This is a genomic window from Neorhizobium sp. T6_25, assembly GCF_002968555.1.
Taxonomy (GTDB): Bacteria; Pseudomonadota; Alphaproteobacteria; order Rhizobiales; family Rhizobiaceae; genus Neorhizobium.
The window spans coordinates 167043-183929 of record NZ_PVBL01000005.1 but is presented as its reverse complement, the minus strand read 5'-3'; the positions used below and the strand labels follow the sequence as shown (position 1 = coordinate 183929).

Sequence of the window (16887 nt, the reverse complement as noted above, 5' to 3'; positions counted from 1 at the left end):
CCCTTGACCTTTGCCTCCCCTCCCCTTAACCGCCGCGCAAGGCCAAGTTTTCAGCGCAGGCGAGGGCAGGACATGAAGGTTCTCTTGATCGGTTCGGGTGGACGCGAGCACGCGCTCGCCTGGAAACTCGCCCAGTCTCCGAAACTCGGCAAACTCTACGCCGCCCCCGGCAATCCCGGCATCGCCGAACATGCCGAACTCGTATCGCTCGACATCGACGATCATGCCGCCGTCGCGGCCTTCTGCCTCGACAACGCAATCGACCTCGTCGTCGTGGGGCCGGAAGCGCCGCTCGTGGCCGGGCTTGCGGATCATCTCCGCGCCAGGGGCATTGCGACCTTCGGTCCTTCCGCGGCCGCCGCCCAACTCGAAGGCTCGAAGGGTTTCACCAAGGACCTCTGCGCCCGCTACGATATCCCGACTGGCGCCTATCGCCGCTTCACCGACGCGGCCGAGGCCAAGGCCTATGTGCGCGAACAGGGCGCGCCGATCGTCGTGAAGGCAGACGGGCTGGCCGCCGGCAAGGGCGTCACCGTCGCCATGGTGCTCGACGAAGCGCTTGCGGCAATCGACGACTGCTTCGACGGCGCCTTCGGGTCGGCCGGTGCCGAAGTGGTGGTGGAAGCCTATCTGGACGGCGAGGAAGCGAGCTTCTTCTGCCTGTCCGACGGCAAGACGGCGCTGGCGCTGGCGACGGCCCAGGACCACAAGCGGGTCGGCGACGGCGATACGGGCCCTAATACCGGCGGCATGGGCGCCTATTCGCCCGCTCCCGTGATGACGCCGGACATGGTCGCGCGCACCATGAAGGAGATCATCGAGCCGACGATCCGCGGCATGGCGGAAAGCGGGCATCCGTTTACCGGCGTGTTCTTCGCGGGGTTGATGATCACCGCCAAGGGTCCGGAACTGATCGAATACAATGTCCGCTTCGGCGACCCCGAATGCCAGGTGCTGATGATGCGGCTGAAGAGCGACCTGCTCGACCTGCTCAATGCGGCAGCGACCGAAGCGCTCGACCAGGTTTCCGCCGAGTGGAGCGACGACGTGGCGCTGACCGTGGTGATGGCCTCCAAGGGTTATCCGGGCGCCTACGACAAGGGCACGCCGATCGCCCGCCTGCCCGAGGATGCTGCCGGCGGCAAGATTTTTCACGCCGGGACGGCCCTCAGGGACGGCAAACTTGTCGCAACCGGTGGCCGCGTGCTGAACGTTACGGCGACCGCCGGGACCGTCGCGGACGCGCAGGCGCGCGCCTACAGGCTCGTGGACCAGGTCGAATGGGAAAACGGCTTCTGCCGCCGCGATATCGGCTGGCAGGCGGTGGCGCGCGAAAAGAACTGAGTGTCGGAAACGCCAAGTTCATTCAAAATTTACCGATTATCCAGACGGGATAGAAACGAAGCGGCGGTAAACATAAGGGACCTCAAGAAGGATTCCCGGTCATGCGTCTCGTTCTGGCTACAGCTCTGGTGTTTGCAAGCAGCTCCGCTTTCGCGTCGTCGATCACGGTGATCAACAGCACACATCAGCCAGGCGTCAGTATCGTCACCAAGACCTGCGCAAGCTGCCCGGTCGCCGTGGCACCGACATCGGACGAGGCAGCCTACAAGGTTCCCGATCTGCCGGCAGGCACCCAGAAGACGGAAGTCATCGAGATCAACGGTGAGAAGAAGCTGGCGCGCACCGAAGCCTGGCTCGGCGGCTCGCCGGTGGTCCATGTCAGCAAGCTGCCGAAATGGATGGCCGAGGAAAAGGCCATTGCCGAACTTCACCCGACGACCAACGGCTCGACCCAGACGCAGATCGTCGCCGCCGAAGCACCGAGTGACGGAATCGATACCGACGCCATGACCAGTGCCGTGAAGACAATCGGCGACGCGTCGGTCGGAATTGTCGAAGCTTCGCTCGCGCCGAAGCCGCTGGCCCTCGACATGTTCGAGCTGCGCACCAACCGGTTCTAAGTTAGAAAATCATTATATTTACATAGCAGAAAGTGCTTCTGGAATGCCGTTTCACGGCATGCGCGCAAATTGTGCATCGTCAAATCCGACCTGCTCAAAATATTTGCGTTCGGGCCTGTCAAGACCCCGATAATTAAATTTTTATTCAAATGTTCGAGATCACTCTCCCGTCATAGTGCGATGTGAGCACGTGACCGGCGCAGGACGCGCTTCCCCAAAAAATTCGCCCCCGCTCCGGCTCCTCCGGGAGAGTTCGGCTGCCTGAAAGTGAGTCGAAACATGAAGAATCTCAAGATCTCCCACCAGTTACTGGCCATGGTGGCAGTGCTGATGGTGGCTTTTACCGCCGTCACCTACTATCAGATCCGCACGTCGATCGCCTCCATCTATGCCGAGCGCTATGAGATGCTGCGCACCCAGGTGGAATCGGGCATTTCCATCCTGCAATCCTATTACGACCGGGAAAAGTCGGGCGAGCTGAAGCGCGAGGACGCGCAGAAATTCGCCTATGCAGCGGTGGCGGGCATCAAGTTCGAGCCGGCCGGCTACATCTTCGGCTTGAACTACGACACCGTGACGCAGTTCCACTTCAATTCCAAACTGGTCGGCGTGAACCAGAAGGGACAGCCGGACAAGATGGGTAACCTGTTCCGCGAGGAACTGGTCGCCAAGGGTCGTGCCGGCGGCGGCGTCACCACCTATTACTGGGAAAAGCCCGGCATGCCGGCCGACAAGGTTTTCGAAAAGGCCGCTTATTCCCGCGTCTTCGAACCCTGGCAGATCATCGTCGCCACGGGCGTTTACACAGACGACCTTGACGTCAAGATCAACAGGACGATCCTGGAAGTGGTCGGCATCGGTTTCGTCGCCTTCCTGCTTGCGCTCGGTGTCGCCTTCATGGTCATCCGCAACATCACCAGGCCGCTTGCCGCCGTGCACACGGCCCTGCAGGCCGTCGCCGACGAAAACGTCACCGCGGCGATCCCGCATACGGATATGTCGAACGAGGTGGGCATGATGGCGCAAGCCACCCAGGCTCTGCAGGAGAAGATCCGCGAACGCCATGCCATGGCCGACCGCGAGGAAAAACAGAAGACCGAGCTCGAGCGCGAGCGCCAGCAGAACATCGACATGCAGCAGCAGGAAGCCGCAAGCCAGACCCGCGTGGTCTCCACCATCGGCGAAGCGCTCGAAGCGCTTGCCCAGGGCGACCTCACCGTCCGCTGCAGCGATCTCGGAGCGCGTTACGAGACGTTGCGCCACAACTTCAACGAAGCGCTCGCCCATCTCGAAGCGGCGATGAGCAAGGTCAACGCCAAGGGCATCGACATCGGCGGCTCGAAGGAAGAAATCCGCCGCGCCTCGAGCGAGCTGTCCCAGCGCACCGAACGCCAGGCCGCCAATCTCGAAGAGACGTCCGCAGCACTCGACGAACTCACCGTCGCCGTCCGCCAGACGGCAGAAGGAGCGCATGAAGCGGCCCAGCGCGTCACCTCCGTCAGCGCCGAGGCCACCCGCTCCGACCAGATCGTCGCCCAGGCGATCGACGCAATGGGCGGCATCGAACATTCGTCGGACGAGATCTCCAAGATTATCGGCGTCATCGACGATATCGCCTTCCAGACCAACCTGCTGGCGCTCAATGCCGGCGTCGAAGCGGCTCGCGCCGGCGAATCCGGCAAGGGTTTTGCGGTCGTCGCCCAGGAAGTCCGCGAACTTGCCCAGCGCTCCGCCGCTGCGGCCAAGGAGATCAAGGATCAGATCTCGCGTTCTTCCGGGCAGGTGCAGAACGGCGTCCGCCTTGTCGGCGAGGCCGGCGAAGCCCTGAAGCGGATCTCTAACCAGGTGAAGGCGGCGAGCGACATCGTCGGCAAGATCGCCCATTCGGCCTCCGAACAGGACACCACGCTGCGCTCGATCTCGTCTTCGCTGAACCAGCTCGACGCCGCCACCCAGCACAATGCGGCGATGGCGGAAGAAACGACCGCCTCGGCCGAAGCGCTTGCCGCCGATACCGATGAACTGCTGAGCCTGATCAGCAGCTTCCGCATCAGTGCAGGCCAAAATACCGGCTACAATACGGGCTCGAGCAGCCTCAATCGCGTCGCACAGAAAATGCGCCGCGCCAGCTAATCAGAGTTAGTCGGGGACGGAGGAACCGCCGGGTCGAAAAATCCGGCGGCTTGCATCATAGGATATTAATTATCCACAATATAAATACCAAACTCAAGTATACGACCGTAGCCTTGAAATATTATTTTCAAGTCTCCTTGACTTATTGAGCTTAGCTGCTCCAAATTTCTTTTATTGGTGGCGGCTTAACGTAACTCTCTCTGTGAAATCATACGCATAATTTTTTCTGGTATTAAATATCCTTCCTGAGATTCGCTTTTGTTAAATTTTTATTCAAATATTGCACCATATTCTCTCAAGTGTGCGATGCAGCACATTTCCACGCGCAGAAGCGCCTCTCCATTCAGAATCATTCTTCCAAGTCGCTCGAGGCGAGCTCAATCACTTATGGAACGAACATGAAAAACCTGAGGATTTCAAACCAGCTCGTCCTGCTGGTTCTGGCCCTGATCGCCGGCTTCGCCGTCGTGACCTATTTCCAACTCCAGACCTCGACGCGCGCTATCTATGCCGAGCGGTATGGAATGCTGCGGACCCAGGTGGAGTCAGGTATCGGCATCCTCAAGAAGTTCCAGCAGCGTGAGGCGGCCGGTGAGCTGACGCGCGCAGACGCCCAGAAGCAGGCCTTCGCCGCAGTCTCCGCCATGAGCTTCCAGCCCGACGGCTATCTCTTCGCCTATGACTACGACGTGAAGATGCTGATGCATCCCGATCCGAAGAAGGTCGGCGAGAGCGGCAAGGGAAAACCTGATTCCGCCGGGAAACTGTTCCGCGACGAAATGGTCTCCGTTGGCAAATCCGGCGGCGGAATTGTCGATTATATGAGCACGACCAAGCCCGGCCTGCCTGATGGCGACTTTCGAAGAGCTCCTATGCGAAGGCATTCGAACCCTGGCAGATGGTCCTTGCGACAGGCGTCTACACCGATGACCTGCAGGCACAGATCCGCGGAATGGTGCTGGACGCACTCGCTACCGGCGCGCTCGCGTTGATAATCGCTCTTGCGGCTGCCTACGTGGTGATCCGCGGCATCACCAAGCCGCTCGCCGCCGTGCATGGCACGCTTCAGGCGGTCGCCGACGAAAACGTCACGATCGCCATCCCGCATACGGACATGTCGAACGAAGTGGGCATGATGGCGAAGGCCACCCAGGCGCTGCAGGAAAAGATCCGCGAACGCCATGCGATGGCCGACCGCGAGGAAAAACAGCGCCAGGAGCTCGACCGCGAGCGCCAGCAGAACCTCGACGGCCAGCAGCAGGAAGCCGCGCTGCAGACCCGTGTGGTCTCCACCATCGGCGAAGCGCTGGAATCACTCGCCCAAAGCGACTTGACGATCCGCTGCGGCGATCTCGGCCCGCGTTACGAGACGCTGCGCCACAACTTCAACGAGGCGCTCGCCCATCTCGAAGCGGCGATGAGCAAGGTCAATGCCAAGGGCATCGACATCGGCGGCTCGAAGGAAGAAATCCGCCGCGCCTCGAGCGAGCTGTCCCAGCGCACCGAACGCCAGGCCGCCAATCTCGAAGAGACGTCCGCAGCACTCGACGAACTCACCGTCGCCGTCCGCCAGACGGCAGAAGGAGCGCATGAAGCGGCCCAGCGCGTCACCTCCGTCAGCGCCGAGGCCACCCGCTCCGACCAGATCGTCGCCCAGGCGATCGACGCAATGGGCGGCATCGAACATTCGTCGGACGAGATCTCCAAGATTATCGGCGTCATCGACGATATCGCCTTCCAGACCAACCTGCTGGCGCTCAATGCCGGCGTCGAAGCGGCTCGCGCCGGCGAATCCGGCAAGGGTTTTGCGGTCGTCGCCCAGGAAGTCCGCGAACTTGCCCAGCGCTCCGCCGCTGCGGCCAAGGAGATCAAGGATCAGATCTCGCGTTCTTCCGGGCAGGTGCAGAACGGCGTCCGCCTTGTCGGCGAGGCCGGCGAAGCCCTGAAGCGGATCTCTAACCAGGTGAAGGCGGCGAGCGACATCGTCGGCAAGATCGCCCATTCGGCCTCCGAACAGGACACCACGCTGCGCTCGATCTCGTCTTCGCTGAACCAGCTCGACGCCGCCACCCAGCACAATGCGGCGATGGCGGAAGAAACGACCGCCTCGGCCGAAGCGCTTGCCGCCGATACCGATGAACTGCTGAGCCTGATCAGCAGCTTCCGCATCAGTGCAGGCCAAAATACCGGCTACAATACGGGCTCGAGCAGCCTCAATCGCGTCGCACAGAAAATGCGCCGCGCCAGCTAATCAGAGTTAGTCGGGGGGCGGGGAACCGCCGGGTCGAAAGATCCGGCGGTTTTTTTGTTTGGGTCAGGATCAGGCGGCTGCCACTGCCAGGTGGATGCCCGAGCTTTCCTGCAATTGCCGGATGACATTGAACAGATTATCGGCGCGCGGATTGCCTTTTGGCCCGAACATTCGCATCAGGCTCTTGGCCGGCATATCGACCTTTTCGGCCAATGTCTCGAAACCGATCGTAGCGTTGATGAAGTCGCGCAGCACGCTCTTACCGGTTTCGAGATCGCCTTCCAGAAGAAGTTCGACCGCATCCGAAAGCAAAGCGGCGCGAAATGCCGGGTCCTGATCCAGCCGGGCCTTCACCGTTTCCTTGAATTCGCGTGTCAGGGCCATATCAGCTTCCCTTCCTGGATTTGTAGTTCTGCCAATAGCCAAGCGCGGTCTCGATATCATTTTGCTGGCGCTGTTTGGTTCCGCCGACCAACAGGATCACCAGTTGCCCGCCGTCCCGACCGAAATAGATCCGGTAGCCGGGCCCATAATCGATCCGGTATTCCAGCACTCCGGCGCCGACCGACTTCACGTTCGAGAGGTTGCCTTGTCCGATCCGCGCCAGCGCAATCGTCACCTTCGAGGCCGCACGGGACTCGATCTTCGAAAACCACCGCCCGAAAGGGCTCGATCCATCTGGCTCAAGGTATTCGGTGATCTTCATTGGATGATGGTAACATATGCGTCACCATCATCCAATAGCGTCGGATGTTCAGCCGCTGATCTTGGAAAAGTCCGCGACGGTCGCGGTCGCTTCGCGGATGGCTTTCAGGAGGGCCAGGCGGTTGGCGCGGATGGCAGCGTCCTCATCGTTGACGAGCACGTCCTCGAAGAATTTGTCGACCGGGACACGGAGTTTCGACAGGGCTTCCATGGCCGAGCGAAAGTCTTCCTTGGCGACGGCCTCGGCCGCTTCCTTCGAGGCGACGACGATCGCTGCCCAGAGCGCCTTTTCGGCATCGAGCCTCAACAGTTCTTCGGAAACGCCATCGGCGACGACGGTGCCCTTCTTCTCTTCCGCGGCGAGCAGCTGCACGGCGCGCTTGGTGCCGGCGAGCAGGTTCTTGCCGTCTTCCGAAGTGATGAAGGCCGTCAGCGCCTCGACGCGCCGGGCGACCATCAGGAGGTCGTCGGAGTCGGGCGTCAGGACGGCGTCGATCAGGTCGTGGCGGGCGCCCTGGTCACGGAGATAGACTTTGAGGCGGTCGTGGAAGAAGGAGAGAAGGTCTGGGCTATAAGCGCGATCGGCTACTTCATCAACGCTTTTCGCGGCAGTTCCGTAAATGCTCGGAGAATAACCCCACATGAAAGCCTGGGTCAGAGGGAGCCGCACCCTTCGCTCCAGCAGAATTCGTACCACGCCCAATGCTGCACGGCGGAGCGCATACGGATCCTTCGAACCTGTCGGCTTTTCGTCGATCGCCCAGAAGCCGACCAGCGTATCGAGCTTGTCGGCAAGGGCAACCGTCAGGCCGACCTTGTCCTCTGGAAGACGGTCCGAAGGGCCGTTCGGCTTCCAGTGATCCTCGATGGCGGCCGCAACGGAGGCATCCTCGCCCTGCAGCAGTGCGTATTTACGGCCCATCAGACCCTGCAGTTCCGGAAATTCGCCAACGGCTTCAGTGCGCAGGTCGGCCTTGGCCAATACCGCGGCGCGATCGACGAGGGCCGGACCGGCGCCCGTGACCTTCGCCAATTCCTGAGCCAGTGCGCGGATACGCGCCACGCGTTCGCCTTGCGTGCCGAGCTTGGCGTGGAACGTCACGTTCAGCGCGTCGAGCTTTGCCATCCGCTGGTCGAGCGGCTTTTCCTTTTGCAAGTCGAACTTTTTGAATGACTCCTCAAGAGTGTCCAAGTCCGGCATGTCGCCCTGGTCGCGGGTCCAGAAATGCTTGGCGTCGGAGAGGCGGGCGCGCACGACCTTGCCGTTGCCGTGCATGATTTCCTTGCCGCCGTCCTTCGCCTCGATGTTCGAGATCAGGATGAAGCGGTTGGAAAGGCCCTCTCCGCCGGTCTGCGGGCGGGTGACGAAGCACTTCTGGTTGGTCTTGATGGTCAGGCGGATGATTTCCGAGGGGATTTCGAGATAATCCTGTTCGAACTCGCCCATCAGCACATGCGGCCATTCGACGAGGCCGGAGACCTCTTCCAGAAGGCCCTCGTCCTCGACCAGTTCGAGGCCGTTGGCGAAGGCGAGATCACGGGCGTCGTGCAGGATGACGTCCTTGCGGCGATCGGCATCGAGCATGACCTTCGCCTTTTCGAGGCTCGTCACGTAATCGTCGAAACGGCGCACGGTGATGGCGTCAGGCGCGTGGAACCGATGGCCGTAGGTGATGTTGCTGGCGGTCAACCCATCGATCTCGAAGGGGATCACCTGGGTTTCGTCATGTTCCGGGCCGAAGACGCAGACGATCGACTGCAGCGGGCGCACCCAACGCAGGCTTTCCGGACCCTTGCCGTCGATGCCGGCGAAACGGGCGCCCTTCGGCATGGAAGCGGCGCCCCAGCGCATCGATTTCGGCCAGGGGAAATTGCGGATGATGCCGGGCATCACCTCGGCGATGATCTCTTCCGCCGGACGGCCGGGCCTGGAGATGACTGCGACGTAGAAATCGCCCTTCTTCGGGTCGTTGACGACCTGGGCCTCGGAGATAGACGACAGACCCGCACCGCGCAAAAAGCCGGCGATGGCACCTTCCGGGGCGTCGGTACGCGGACCCTTGCGCTCCTCGCGCTGATCTGCGGAGCGGGCCGTCAGGCCGCGGATATCCAGCGTCAGACGACGCGGCGTCCAGTATTCGCGCGCACCCTCATAGGTCAGGCCCGCTTCCACCAGCGCGTCGGTGACGAGCTTTTTCAGGTCTCCCGCCGCCTTGCGCTGCATGCGGGCGGGAATTTCCTCCGAGCGGAGTTCGAGAAGCAGATCGGGCATGATGATGTCTTTGCGCTAACAATAAGGTCGCGGCGGACTTAGCAAGCCCGTCGCCAAAAGTCATCAGCGGATTGGGGAAAGTCCGGCGATCAGGCGGCGTTGATGACAGGAAGCGCGGCGATTTCTTCGCGCTTTGCGGCACTTTCGACCTTCAGGTCGTAACTCGTCTGGAGATTCATCCAAAATTCCGGCGTGGTGTCGAAAAACCGGCCGAGGCGAAGAGCGGTATCGGTGGTGACCGACGTCTGCTCCGCAACCAACCGCTCGATGCGCGTGCGCGGGACATTCAGCTTCTTCGCCAGCGCGCCGGCACTGAGATGGAGCGGGCCCAGGTATTCTTCACGAAGGATTTCACCGGGATGAACGGGAGGAAGAAGGCTCGCCATGCTCGTCTCTTTCAATGGTAATCGACAATTTCAACCTGTTCGGCACCCGCCGTCGTCCAGACGAAGCAGATGCGCCACTGATCATTGATGCGGATGGAGTGCTGTCCTGCGCGGTCGCCTTTCAGCGCCTCCAGATGATTGCCCGGCGGTGAGCGCAGGTCGTGCAATTCCATCGCATTTTCAATCATCGTCAGCTTCCGCACGGCTCTTCTCGCAAGGTCGGAAGGGAAGCCTTTCGGCACCCTGCCGCTGGCGATCGACCGCGTCATCGCATCGGCATAGGAACGGATCACCATACCTCGCCCCTATGTATCACGAGACGATACATGTTTCAATCTCACCAGCCGCCTCCGCCGCCACCGCCTCCGCCGCCACCGGACGAACCGCCGGAAAAGCCGGAGGAGGACGAGGAGGATTTTGGAGCGGGGATGGTCGAGGCGATGGTGGAGGCCATCGAGGAGGAGAAGCCGCCGATGCGGTCGCCGAAATTGGAGCCGTAATTGCCGCTATACCAGCCGGGCGCATAGGCGCCGGCAGCAGCGCCTGCCGCGGCGCTCGCAAGCCAGGTCTCGAATGTGTTGCTCCACGGCTTTTCGACGCCGAGCGCTACCGCATAGGGCAGAAGCTTTTCGAAATGCTGCGGCGACATGGTGGGGGCGCCGGCCGTGTTCATGCGGTCCTTTTCGGCAAGCGTCAGGTAGATGCGCAGGCCCTCTATACCATCCATCAGCTTGCGGCCGAGCGGTGTCGGGGCGCCTATCAGGAAGAAGAAGATGACGTTGGCAAGCACGATGCCGCCGACCGAGACCAGGATCGGCCAATGCTCGTTGCCGGTCATCTCCGACAGGACCGCCACGAGGATGGCCGAGCCGATCGAGATCGCAACGAGGCCGATGACGCCGAGGATAACGACCGAGATGATTTTCGAAAACAGCGACGAGCCGCGGCGGAAGCCCTTGCCGAAACCAACAGCAAGGAAACCGAAGACCACGGCGAAAAATGCGGGGATGATCAGCATGGCGATCATGTCCGGTTCAAGATTGCCGAACACCAGCAAAGCCACGATGGAAAGCACGCTCAGGATGACACCGCCGATCACGTAACTCTTGTTGCCGTTGTAATATTTGCCGCGATGTTCCTTCTCGATCGCCTGGCGGAAGCTCGCGCCGATCGACTGGACAGTGGTGCCGTGGGCTTCGTCGATGATCAGTTCCTGCCCCTTGGCCCCGATGGAACCAAGGATCGAGGCCTGGCCGATCGGCACCGCCCTCGGCACGGCCTTGTCGGTGCGCCGGATGACGATCTTTTCCGCGAGATCCTCCAGCGTCACATAACCCTTGACCGCCAGATCGAGCGCGCTTGCGGCAAAGGCCGTCCAGCCGCCGCCGGAAAAGCCCTTGTTGTCGATGTAGTTGACCAGAGCCGGCGACAGTCCCTCCGGCGCATCCCAGCGTGGCACGACGACGCCTCGATCCGGGTCGCGACCGACGCGAACCCAGAACGCGGCATAATAACCGACGACGAGGACAAGGCCGACGACCGAGATGATCGTCCCGATATTGTCGCGCCACCACCACGCACTTTCCTGATCCCGGGAAGGAGGGGCTACAATCCCCTTGGGAAAGCCCGCGACGATCGTCAGGCCCTCCTGCGCGCCGAGCGGCCTTGTGGTCGAGAACACCGCCTGATTGCCGTTCGCCTGCATGCGGGCATTGCGGGCGGTGGAACCGAGTGGCCCGGTAAAGGCGGCGGTCTGGGTTATCCGGGCGCTGCCCGGCAGTGTCACCCGCGCCGAGGCCTGGGCGATGCGGAATTCCCAGCCATTGCCGGTCGCGTTCCAATAAAGCTCGTCATGGTCGTCGAAATAACGGATCTGCCGGTCGGTCTTGTAGGTGAAGACGAAGGTGTGTTCGCCATCCCGCAGGAACACGTCCTTGTCGCCGGAATAGATGCGGATGCCGCCGGTGACGCTTTCGGTATGGAAGGGTTCGGCCTGCCCGTCGCGGGTGACGGAAACGACCTCGAAGCCGACCCGCACGGTGCGGCCGGCCGCATCCGTCATGGCCAGCGGGAAGTCGCGAAACAGGCCGCGCTTGATCCTGTCGCCTTCGGAATTGGCGATGATCGTTTCGGTGACCGTCAGGTCGCCGTTTTCCGCGACCTGGATGTCGGAATGATAAGAGCGGATATATTCTTCCGCCGCGGCGGGCAGCGCCGCCGACAGGGAGAGAAGCAACGCCAGGCCAAGGCCGGAGAACCACCGCATCACGACATTTCTCCTCTTCGGCACCAGCCGATCCGGGTTTTCCGCCTAAACTATGTCCGTATATTCGACGCCGAGCGAGGCCAGCACGTCCCAATAGCTGGGGAAGGTCTTGGCGACACAATCCGGATCGAGAATGGTGATACCGCCGATCATCAGCCCGGCAAGCGCAAAGCTCATGGCGATGCGATGGTCGGCGAAGGTGTTGATCTCGGCCGGCAGGGTCTGGCCGGCAAGCGACGGGTCGGAGGCGACGATCAAGTCATCACCCTCTTCCGTCGCAAGGCCGTCGCGGATGGCGTTGAGGCCGAGCGAGAGCGCCCTCACCCGGTCGCATTCCTTGACGCGCAGGTTGGCGATGCCGGTGAAACGCACCGGCGTTTCGTTGAAGGCGGCCAGCACGGCGAGCGTCGGCACCGCATCCTGCATCTGCGAACCGTCGATTTCGGCCGGCAGGTGCGGAAATTGCGCGATCACCTCATAAGCCTTGGCATCCGGCTGGGTGAAGGCGGTTGCCGCCACGCCGAGATCGATGGCACCGCCGGTCAGCACCTCGGCAGCCCAGAGATAGGTGGCGGCCGACGCATCCGGTTCAATCACGAAGTCTGCTGCGCGATATCCGGTCGGCTCGACCTTCCATGTCGCCGCATCGATCTGCTCGACCTTGGCCCCGAAAGCCTGCATGGCGGCGAGCGTCAGGTCCACATAACCGCGGGCGCCGATTTCCGCACCGGCCAGCGCAACCGTCAAGGGGGCGTTGGCGCCTTGGCTGACAAGCGGCCCTGCCATCAGCAGCGCTGAGACGTACTGGCTGGAGAGACCGGCATCGATCTCGACACGGCCGGAGGCAAAATGGCCATTGCCGCGAACCGTCACCGGCGGGCAGCCGGTCGGCGCCTCGGCATCGATGCCGAGCGATTTCAGGGCAACGACCAGCGGGCCGATCGGCCGCTTGCGCATGTGTTCGTCGCCATCAACGATAACGGTGCCATCGACCGAAGCGACGGCCGCCGTCAGGAAGCGGGTCGCGGTGCCGGCATTGCCGAGGAACAGCGGGGCGGACGGTGGCAGAAGCTTGCCATTGCCGGTGACGACAAAGGTGGTCTCGTCCGGTTCGTCGACCGAAACGCCCATGGCCTGCAAAGCGTCGGCCATGTAGCGGGTGTCGTCGCTGCGCAGCGCGCCGGTCAGCCGGCTGGTGCCGCTGGCGAGACCCGCCAGAAGCAGCGCGCGGTTGGTGATCGACTTGGAACCCGGCGGCATGGCGCGTCCGGAAAGCGGCTTGCCCGGCGGCAGGATGGTGAGTTTGGCTCTACCCATGATATTCGTCTCTTAACGCCAATGGAATGCCGCAACGAGCGGCCGACCGCGCTCTTAAACCGTTGCGGCACGAAGGTCCAATGGCGGATTTCAGAACTTGACGGTCGGGACGGCCCGGTCGGCAGCGTTCTCGATCTCGAAATACTCGCGCTTCGAGAAACCGAACTGGCCGGCGACGAGGTTGTTGGGGAAGCTCTCGACCTTGACGTTCAGGTCGCGAGCCGCACCGTTATAGTACCGCCGCGACATCTGGATCTCGCTCTCGATGGTTTCGAGCGAGGCCTGCAGTTCGGAAAAATTCTCATTCGCCTTGAGGTCCGGATAGGCCTCGGCAAGTGCGATGATCTTGCCGAGGGCCTGACCGAGAAGGCCTTCCGCCTGGGCGCGGCCGGCGACATCGCCTGCCGGCACCGCCTGCGCCTGGTTGCGCAGCTTGACGACTTCCTCGAACGTGCCCTTTTCGTGCGCGGCATATCCCTTGACCGTCTCGATCAGGTTCGGGATCAGGTCGGCGCGGCGCTTCAACTGAACGTCGATGCCGGACCACGCCTCCTCCGCCATCTGGCGCGCTTTGACGAGGCCGTTGTAGATCATAACGACGTAGAATGCGACGAGAACAATTATGCCGATCAAAATGTACATTTGAGTCTCCCGACTTGCCATTGCGATGGGACAGTAGAGGCCTGGTATAAAAAAGTGGTTGAAGTCATCGATTATTTTTTACGGTCAATTTTTTGACTTACCGCAAAGTCCCGACCGTCCGGATACCCTAGATTCTCTTACAGAAAAACGGGCGATTCCAAAGATTCGGCCCCACCTCAAAACAATCTGGATGGAATTGCCATGGCGTGCCTGGTGCGAACCGCCAATGTGCTGGCGTTTGCCGTGCTGTTTTTTCAGTACGGGGTAATGATGAGGCCCCCGGAGCCGGCCGGCACGCGTCGGTTTCTGCAGATCTATGCCGGGCAGCTTCCGACCGGCGCCTACCCGACAATCAAACCCGTCTGGCAGCTGGGCACTCAGTGGACGGGCGCCGTTTGAACGGTTCGCAGCGCAGCGTCAGTCCGACTCCAGGAAAACCCGGACCTCAGGCGGCCCGGCCGAAATTCGCACCACCGGCATCCGTCATCAGGAAGGCCTCGCCGCAGGCTTTCGCCAGGGTGCGGACGCGCAGGATATAGCTCTGGCGTTCGGTGACCGAGATCACACCGCGGGCATCCAGCAGGTTGAAGACGTGGGACGCCTTGATGCACTGGTCATAGGCGGGGAAGACGCATTTGTGCAGCATCTGGTTGGCGTTCGCCCCCGGAGCGCCGGCTGCGAGCAGCGCCTGGCATTCCTTTTCCGCGTCGGTGAAATGCCGGTGCAGCATGGCGGTATCGGCAAATTCGAAGTTATGGCGGGAATATTCCTGCTCGGCCTGCAGGAAAACGTCGCCATAGGAGATCTTTTCCTCGCCCTCGCGGCCGTTGAAATTGAGCTCGTAGATGCTGTCCACGCCCTGCAGATAGGTGGCGAGGCGTTCGAGACCATAGGTCAGCTCGCCGGCGACCGGCGCGCATTCGATGCCGCAGACCTGCTGGAAGTAGGTGAACTGCGAGACTTCCATGCCGTCGCACCAGCATTCCCAGCCAAGGCCCCAGGCGCCGAGCGTCGGGCTTTCCCAGTCGTCCTCGACGAAACGCACGTCGTGCAGCAGCGGGTCGAGGCCGATCGCCGCAAGCGAGCCGAGATAGAGTTCCTGCAGGTTCGGCGGGTTCGGCTTCAAGATGACCTGGAACTGGTAATAGTGCTGCAGCCGGTTGGGGTTTTCGCCGTAACGACCGTCGGACGGACGGCGCGACGGCTGCACATAGGCGGCCTTCCACGGCTTCGGCCCGAGCGCACGCAGCGTGGTGGCCGGATGAAAGGTACCGGCACCGACTTCCATGTCGTAGGGCTGCAGGATTGCACAGCCCTTGTCCGCCCAGTAAGTCTGGAGCGCGAGGATCAGCCCCTGGAAGGAGCGGGTCGGAGACATGTGGTCGGGCAGCTCGGTCATGGCCATATCTGTGTCGGTTCGAGGATGCGGACGAGTGCCACGCATCAGGGGCGCGGGTCAAGGATTTCATAGAAGAGATGCCGTGCGCATCACCGCAGATCGCGAGTTGGCGGAAATCGAAACGGCGACCTACCGGCTGGGCGACCTGCCATCCTCTGCGGAAGTTATGCGGGCTCCGACCGGACTTCACGCGTGAAGGAACGGCTTTAGTCGTTATTCGGATCGCGGCTGTTGACTTCCTCGCGATCGAATTTCCAGCCGTCCGGCAACTTCCACTTGAAAGCACGAATCCTTTCCAGTGCCGCACGCCGCTTGTCAGCATCGGTCTCCGCCACAGCAGGATTCCTCTCCTCGGACATAACGCCTATTCCTCGTCCCGCTTCACCCGGTATTCGCCCGTCGTCGGGTCCCGTTCCAGGGTGCCGATGGTGCCGGTCTGGCGTTCCTTTTCCTCGCGGCGAGTGCGCGACGACAGTCTTTCGGCGTCCTTGATGAACTTCTTATAGAGCATCCAGCCGCCGCCGATGACGATGATCAGAAATAAAAGCTGCGCCATTTCCCCTCTCGCGCTATCCTGACGACCTCAAAGGCCGTAGCGGCTCCACATTGCCTTTTCTTCCAGGCTCGCGGCAAGTCCCGTGACTGCACCTGCGGCGATTTCTCCAGCCCTGCCCTCGCCGAAGACGACGCCGGGCACGCGGCGGCCGAACAGCGTGCGGGCACTGCCGATCAGTTCCAGCCGCGTATCCTTGCCGTAACGGCGCTTGAGGACCTCGCGCATGTCTCCGAGGCTGTCGATCAGGCCGAGATCGAGGCCGCGCAAACCGCTCCAGAACAGGCCCGAAAAGATCGTCGCATCGTCGGCGAGCCGCTCGCCACGACGCATCTTGACCATCTCGATGAAGACCTTGTGGATTTCGAGCTGCAAGGCCTTCAGGTATTCGATGTCACCTTCCTTTTCCGGCTGGAAGGGGTCGAGGATCACCTTGTTTTCGCCGGCGGTATAGACGCGGCGCTCCACGCCGATCTTGCGCAGCAGTTCCGGAAAACCGAAACCGCCGGAAACGACACCGATCGAGCCGACGATGGAGGTCGGATCGGCAAAGATCTCGTCGCCCGCGAGGGCGATCATATAGCCGCCCGAGGCCGCGACATCCTCGACGAAGACCAGGACCTTCTTGTTCTTTTCTTCCGCCAGCGAACGGATGCGCTGGAAGATCAGGCGCGACTGGACGGGCGATCCGCCGGGGGAATTGATCGAGATCGCGACGACCGGCGCATCCTTCTTGGCGAAGGCCTTGTCGAGCATCGGCGCCACGCCGGCCAGGTTGAGGCTTTGCTTGAACTGGCCGCCGCCAGCCATGATCGCTCCGTGAAGCCGGACGACGGGTATCGTCAGCCCCTTCTTACGGAACCTTTTCGGCATCAACCTCTGCAAAAACCCGGCCATTTCTTTTCCTTCTGTCGCGTTCGGCTCTGCCAGAGCATGTATGTGACGGATTTTCAAACGCAATGGCTGCGCCACTTAAAGCAGGATTTTGATTTTCTAGTT

Annotated in this window: 16 protein-coding genes and 1 pseudogene; 5 read left to right on the top strand and 12 right to left on the bottom strand. The window is 61.7% G+C overall.

Annotated features, from left to right (window positions below):
• Positions 1-72 precede the first annotated feature (72 nt).
• From purD to C5L10_RS09085, 4 genes and pseudogenes are all read left to right on the top strand, one after another.
• On the top strand, positions 73-1344 hold the full coding sequence (gene purD, locus C5L10_RS09100; protein WP_105429370.1) for a phosphoribosylamine--glycine ligase: 1272 nt from the start codon (positions 73-75) through the stop codon (positions 1342-1344).
• A 101-nt stretch (positions 1345-1445) separates the two neighbouring features.
• A complete protein-coding gene (locus tag C5L10_RS09095; RefSeq protein ID WP_205837031.1) occupies positions 1446-1964 on the top strand; it encodes a plant virulence effector HPE1-like domain-containing protein in 519 nt (172 codons plus the stop codon).
• Positions 1965-2243: 279 nt separating this feature from the next.
• Entirely contained in the window at positions 2244-4097 is a 1854-nt protein-coding gene (locus tag C5L10_RS09090; RefSeq protein WP_105429369.1) for a methyl-accepting chemotaxis protein, read from the top strand.
• A 398-nt stretch (positions 4098-4495) separates the two neighbouring features.
• A pseudogene (locus C5L10_RS09085) lies at positions 4496-6348 on the top strand (methyl-accepting chemotaxis protein).
• Between the two features lie 69 nt (positions 6349-6417).
• Here C5L10_RS09085 and C5L10_RS09080 read toward each other — a convergent pair.
• The 8 genes from C5L10_RS09080 to C5L10_RS09045 form a co-directional block, all read right to left on the bottom strand.
• Positions 6418-6732 carry a DNA-binding protein gene (locus tag C5L10_RS09080; RefSeq protein ID WP_105402043.1) on the bottom strand — a complete coding sequence of 105 codons (315 nt, stop codon included), beginning with the start codon at positions 6730-6732 and terminating at the stop codon, positions 6418-6420.
• Position 6733: 1 nt separating this feature from the next.
• Positions 6734-7054 (bottom strand): type II toxin-antitoxin system RelE/ParE family toxin, encoded by a 321-nt coding sequence (locus tag C5L10_RS09075; protein ID WP_105429368.1) that lies wholly within the window; start codon positions 7052-7054, stop codon positions 6734-6736.
• A 48-nt stretch (positions 7055-7102) separates the two neighbouring features.
• Positions 7103-9325, bottom strand: a complete 2223-nt coding sequence (glyS, locus tag C5L10_RS09070; protein WP_105429367.1) for a glycine--tRNA ligase subunit beta — start codon at positions 9323-9325, stop codon at positions 7103-7105.
• Between the two features lie 89 nt (positions 9326-9414).
• Positions 9415-9711, bottom strand: a complete 297-nt coding sequence (locus tag C5L10_RS09065; protein ID WP_046664592.1) for a HigA family addiction module antitoxin — start codon at positions 9709-9711, stop codon at positions 9415-9417.
• 11 nt (positions 9712-9722) lie between these two features.
• Positions 9723-10004, bottom strand: coding sequence for a type II toxin-antitoxin system RelE/ParE family toxin (locus tag C5L10_RS09060; RefSeq protein WP_105429490.1), 282 nt, complete (start codon positions 10002-10004; stop codon positions 9723-9725).
• A 44-nt stretch (positions 10005-10048) separates the two neighbouring features.
• On the bottom strand, positions 10049-11980 hold the full coding sequence (locus tag C5L10_RS09055) for a DUF2207 domain-containing protein (protein ID WP_371411928.1): 1932 nt from the start codon (positions 11978-11980) through the stop codon (positions 10049-10051).
• 42 nt (positions 11981-12022) lie between these two features.
• Positions 12023-13297, bottom strand: a complete 1275-nt coding sequence (locus tag C5L10_RS09050) for a 3-phosphoshikimate 1-carboxyvinyltransferase (protein WP_105429365.1) — start codon at positions 13295-13297, stop codon at positions 12023-12025.
• Between the two features lie 87 nt (positions 13298-13384).
• Positions 13385-13936: a LemA family protein gene (locus C5L10_RS09045; protein WP_046611032.1), complete on the bottom strand. Its 552-nt coding sequence runs from the start codon at positions 13934-13936 to the stop codon at positions 13385-13387.
• A 201-nt stretch (positions 13937-14137) separates the two neighbouring features.
• Between C5L10_RS09045 and C5L10_RS09040 the strand changes: the two genes are divergently transcribed.
• Complete coding sequence (locus C5L10_RS09040) at positions 14138-14335, top strand: hypothetical protein (protein WP_105429364.1); 198 nt, start codon at positions 14138-14140, stop codon at positions 14333-14335.
• A 46-nt stretch (positions 14336-14381) separates the two neighbouring features.
• Here C5L10_RS09040 and C5L10_RS09035 read toward each other — a convergent pair whose 3' ends face one another.
• The 4 genes from C5L10_RS09035 to C5L10_RS09025 all read right to left on the bottom strand — a co-directional run bounded on the left by C5L10_RS09035 (position 14382) and on the right by C5L10_RS09025 (position 16785).
• A complete protein-coding gene (locus C5L10_RS09035; protein ID WP_105429489.1) occupies positions 14382-15335 on the bottom strand; it encodes a glycine--tRNA ligase subunit alpha in 954 nt (317 codons plus the stop codon).
• Between the two features lie 206 nt (positions 15336-15541).
• Positions 15542-15670: a hypothetical protein gene (locus tag C5L10_RS34715; RefSeq protein ID WP_256384673.1), complete on the bottom strand. Its 129-nt coding sequence runs from the start codon at positions 15668-15670 to the stop codon at positions 15542-15544.
• Between the two features lie 29 nt (positions 15671-15699).
• A complete protein-coding gene (locus C5L10_RS09030) occupies positions 15700-15891 on the bottom strand; it encodes a hypothetical protein (protein ID WP_105429363.1) in 192 nt (63 codons plus the stop codon).
• A 27-nt stretch (positions 15892-15918) separates the two neighbouring features.
• Positions 15919-16785 (bottom strand): S49 family peptidase, encoded by an 867-nt coding sequence (locus C5L10_RS09025; RefSeq protein WP_105429362.1) that lies wholly within the window; start codon positions 16783-16785, stop codon positions 15919-15921.
• Between the last annotated feature and the right edge of the window lie 102 nt (positions 16786-16887).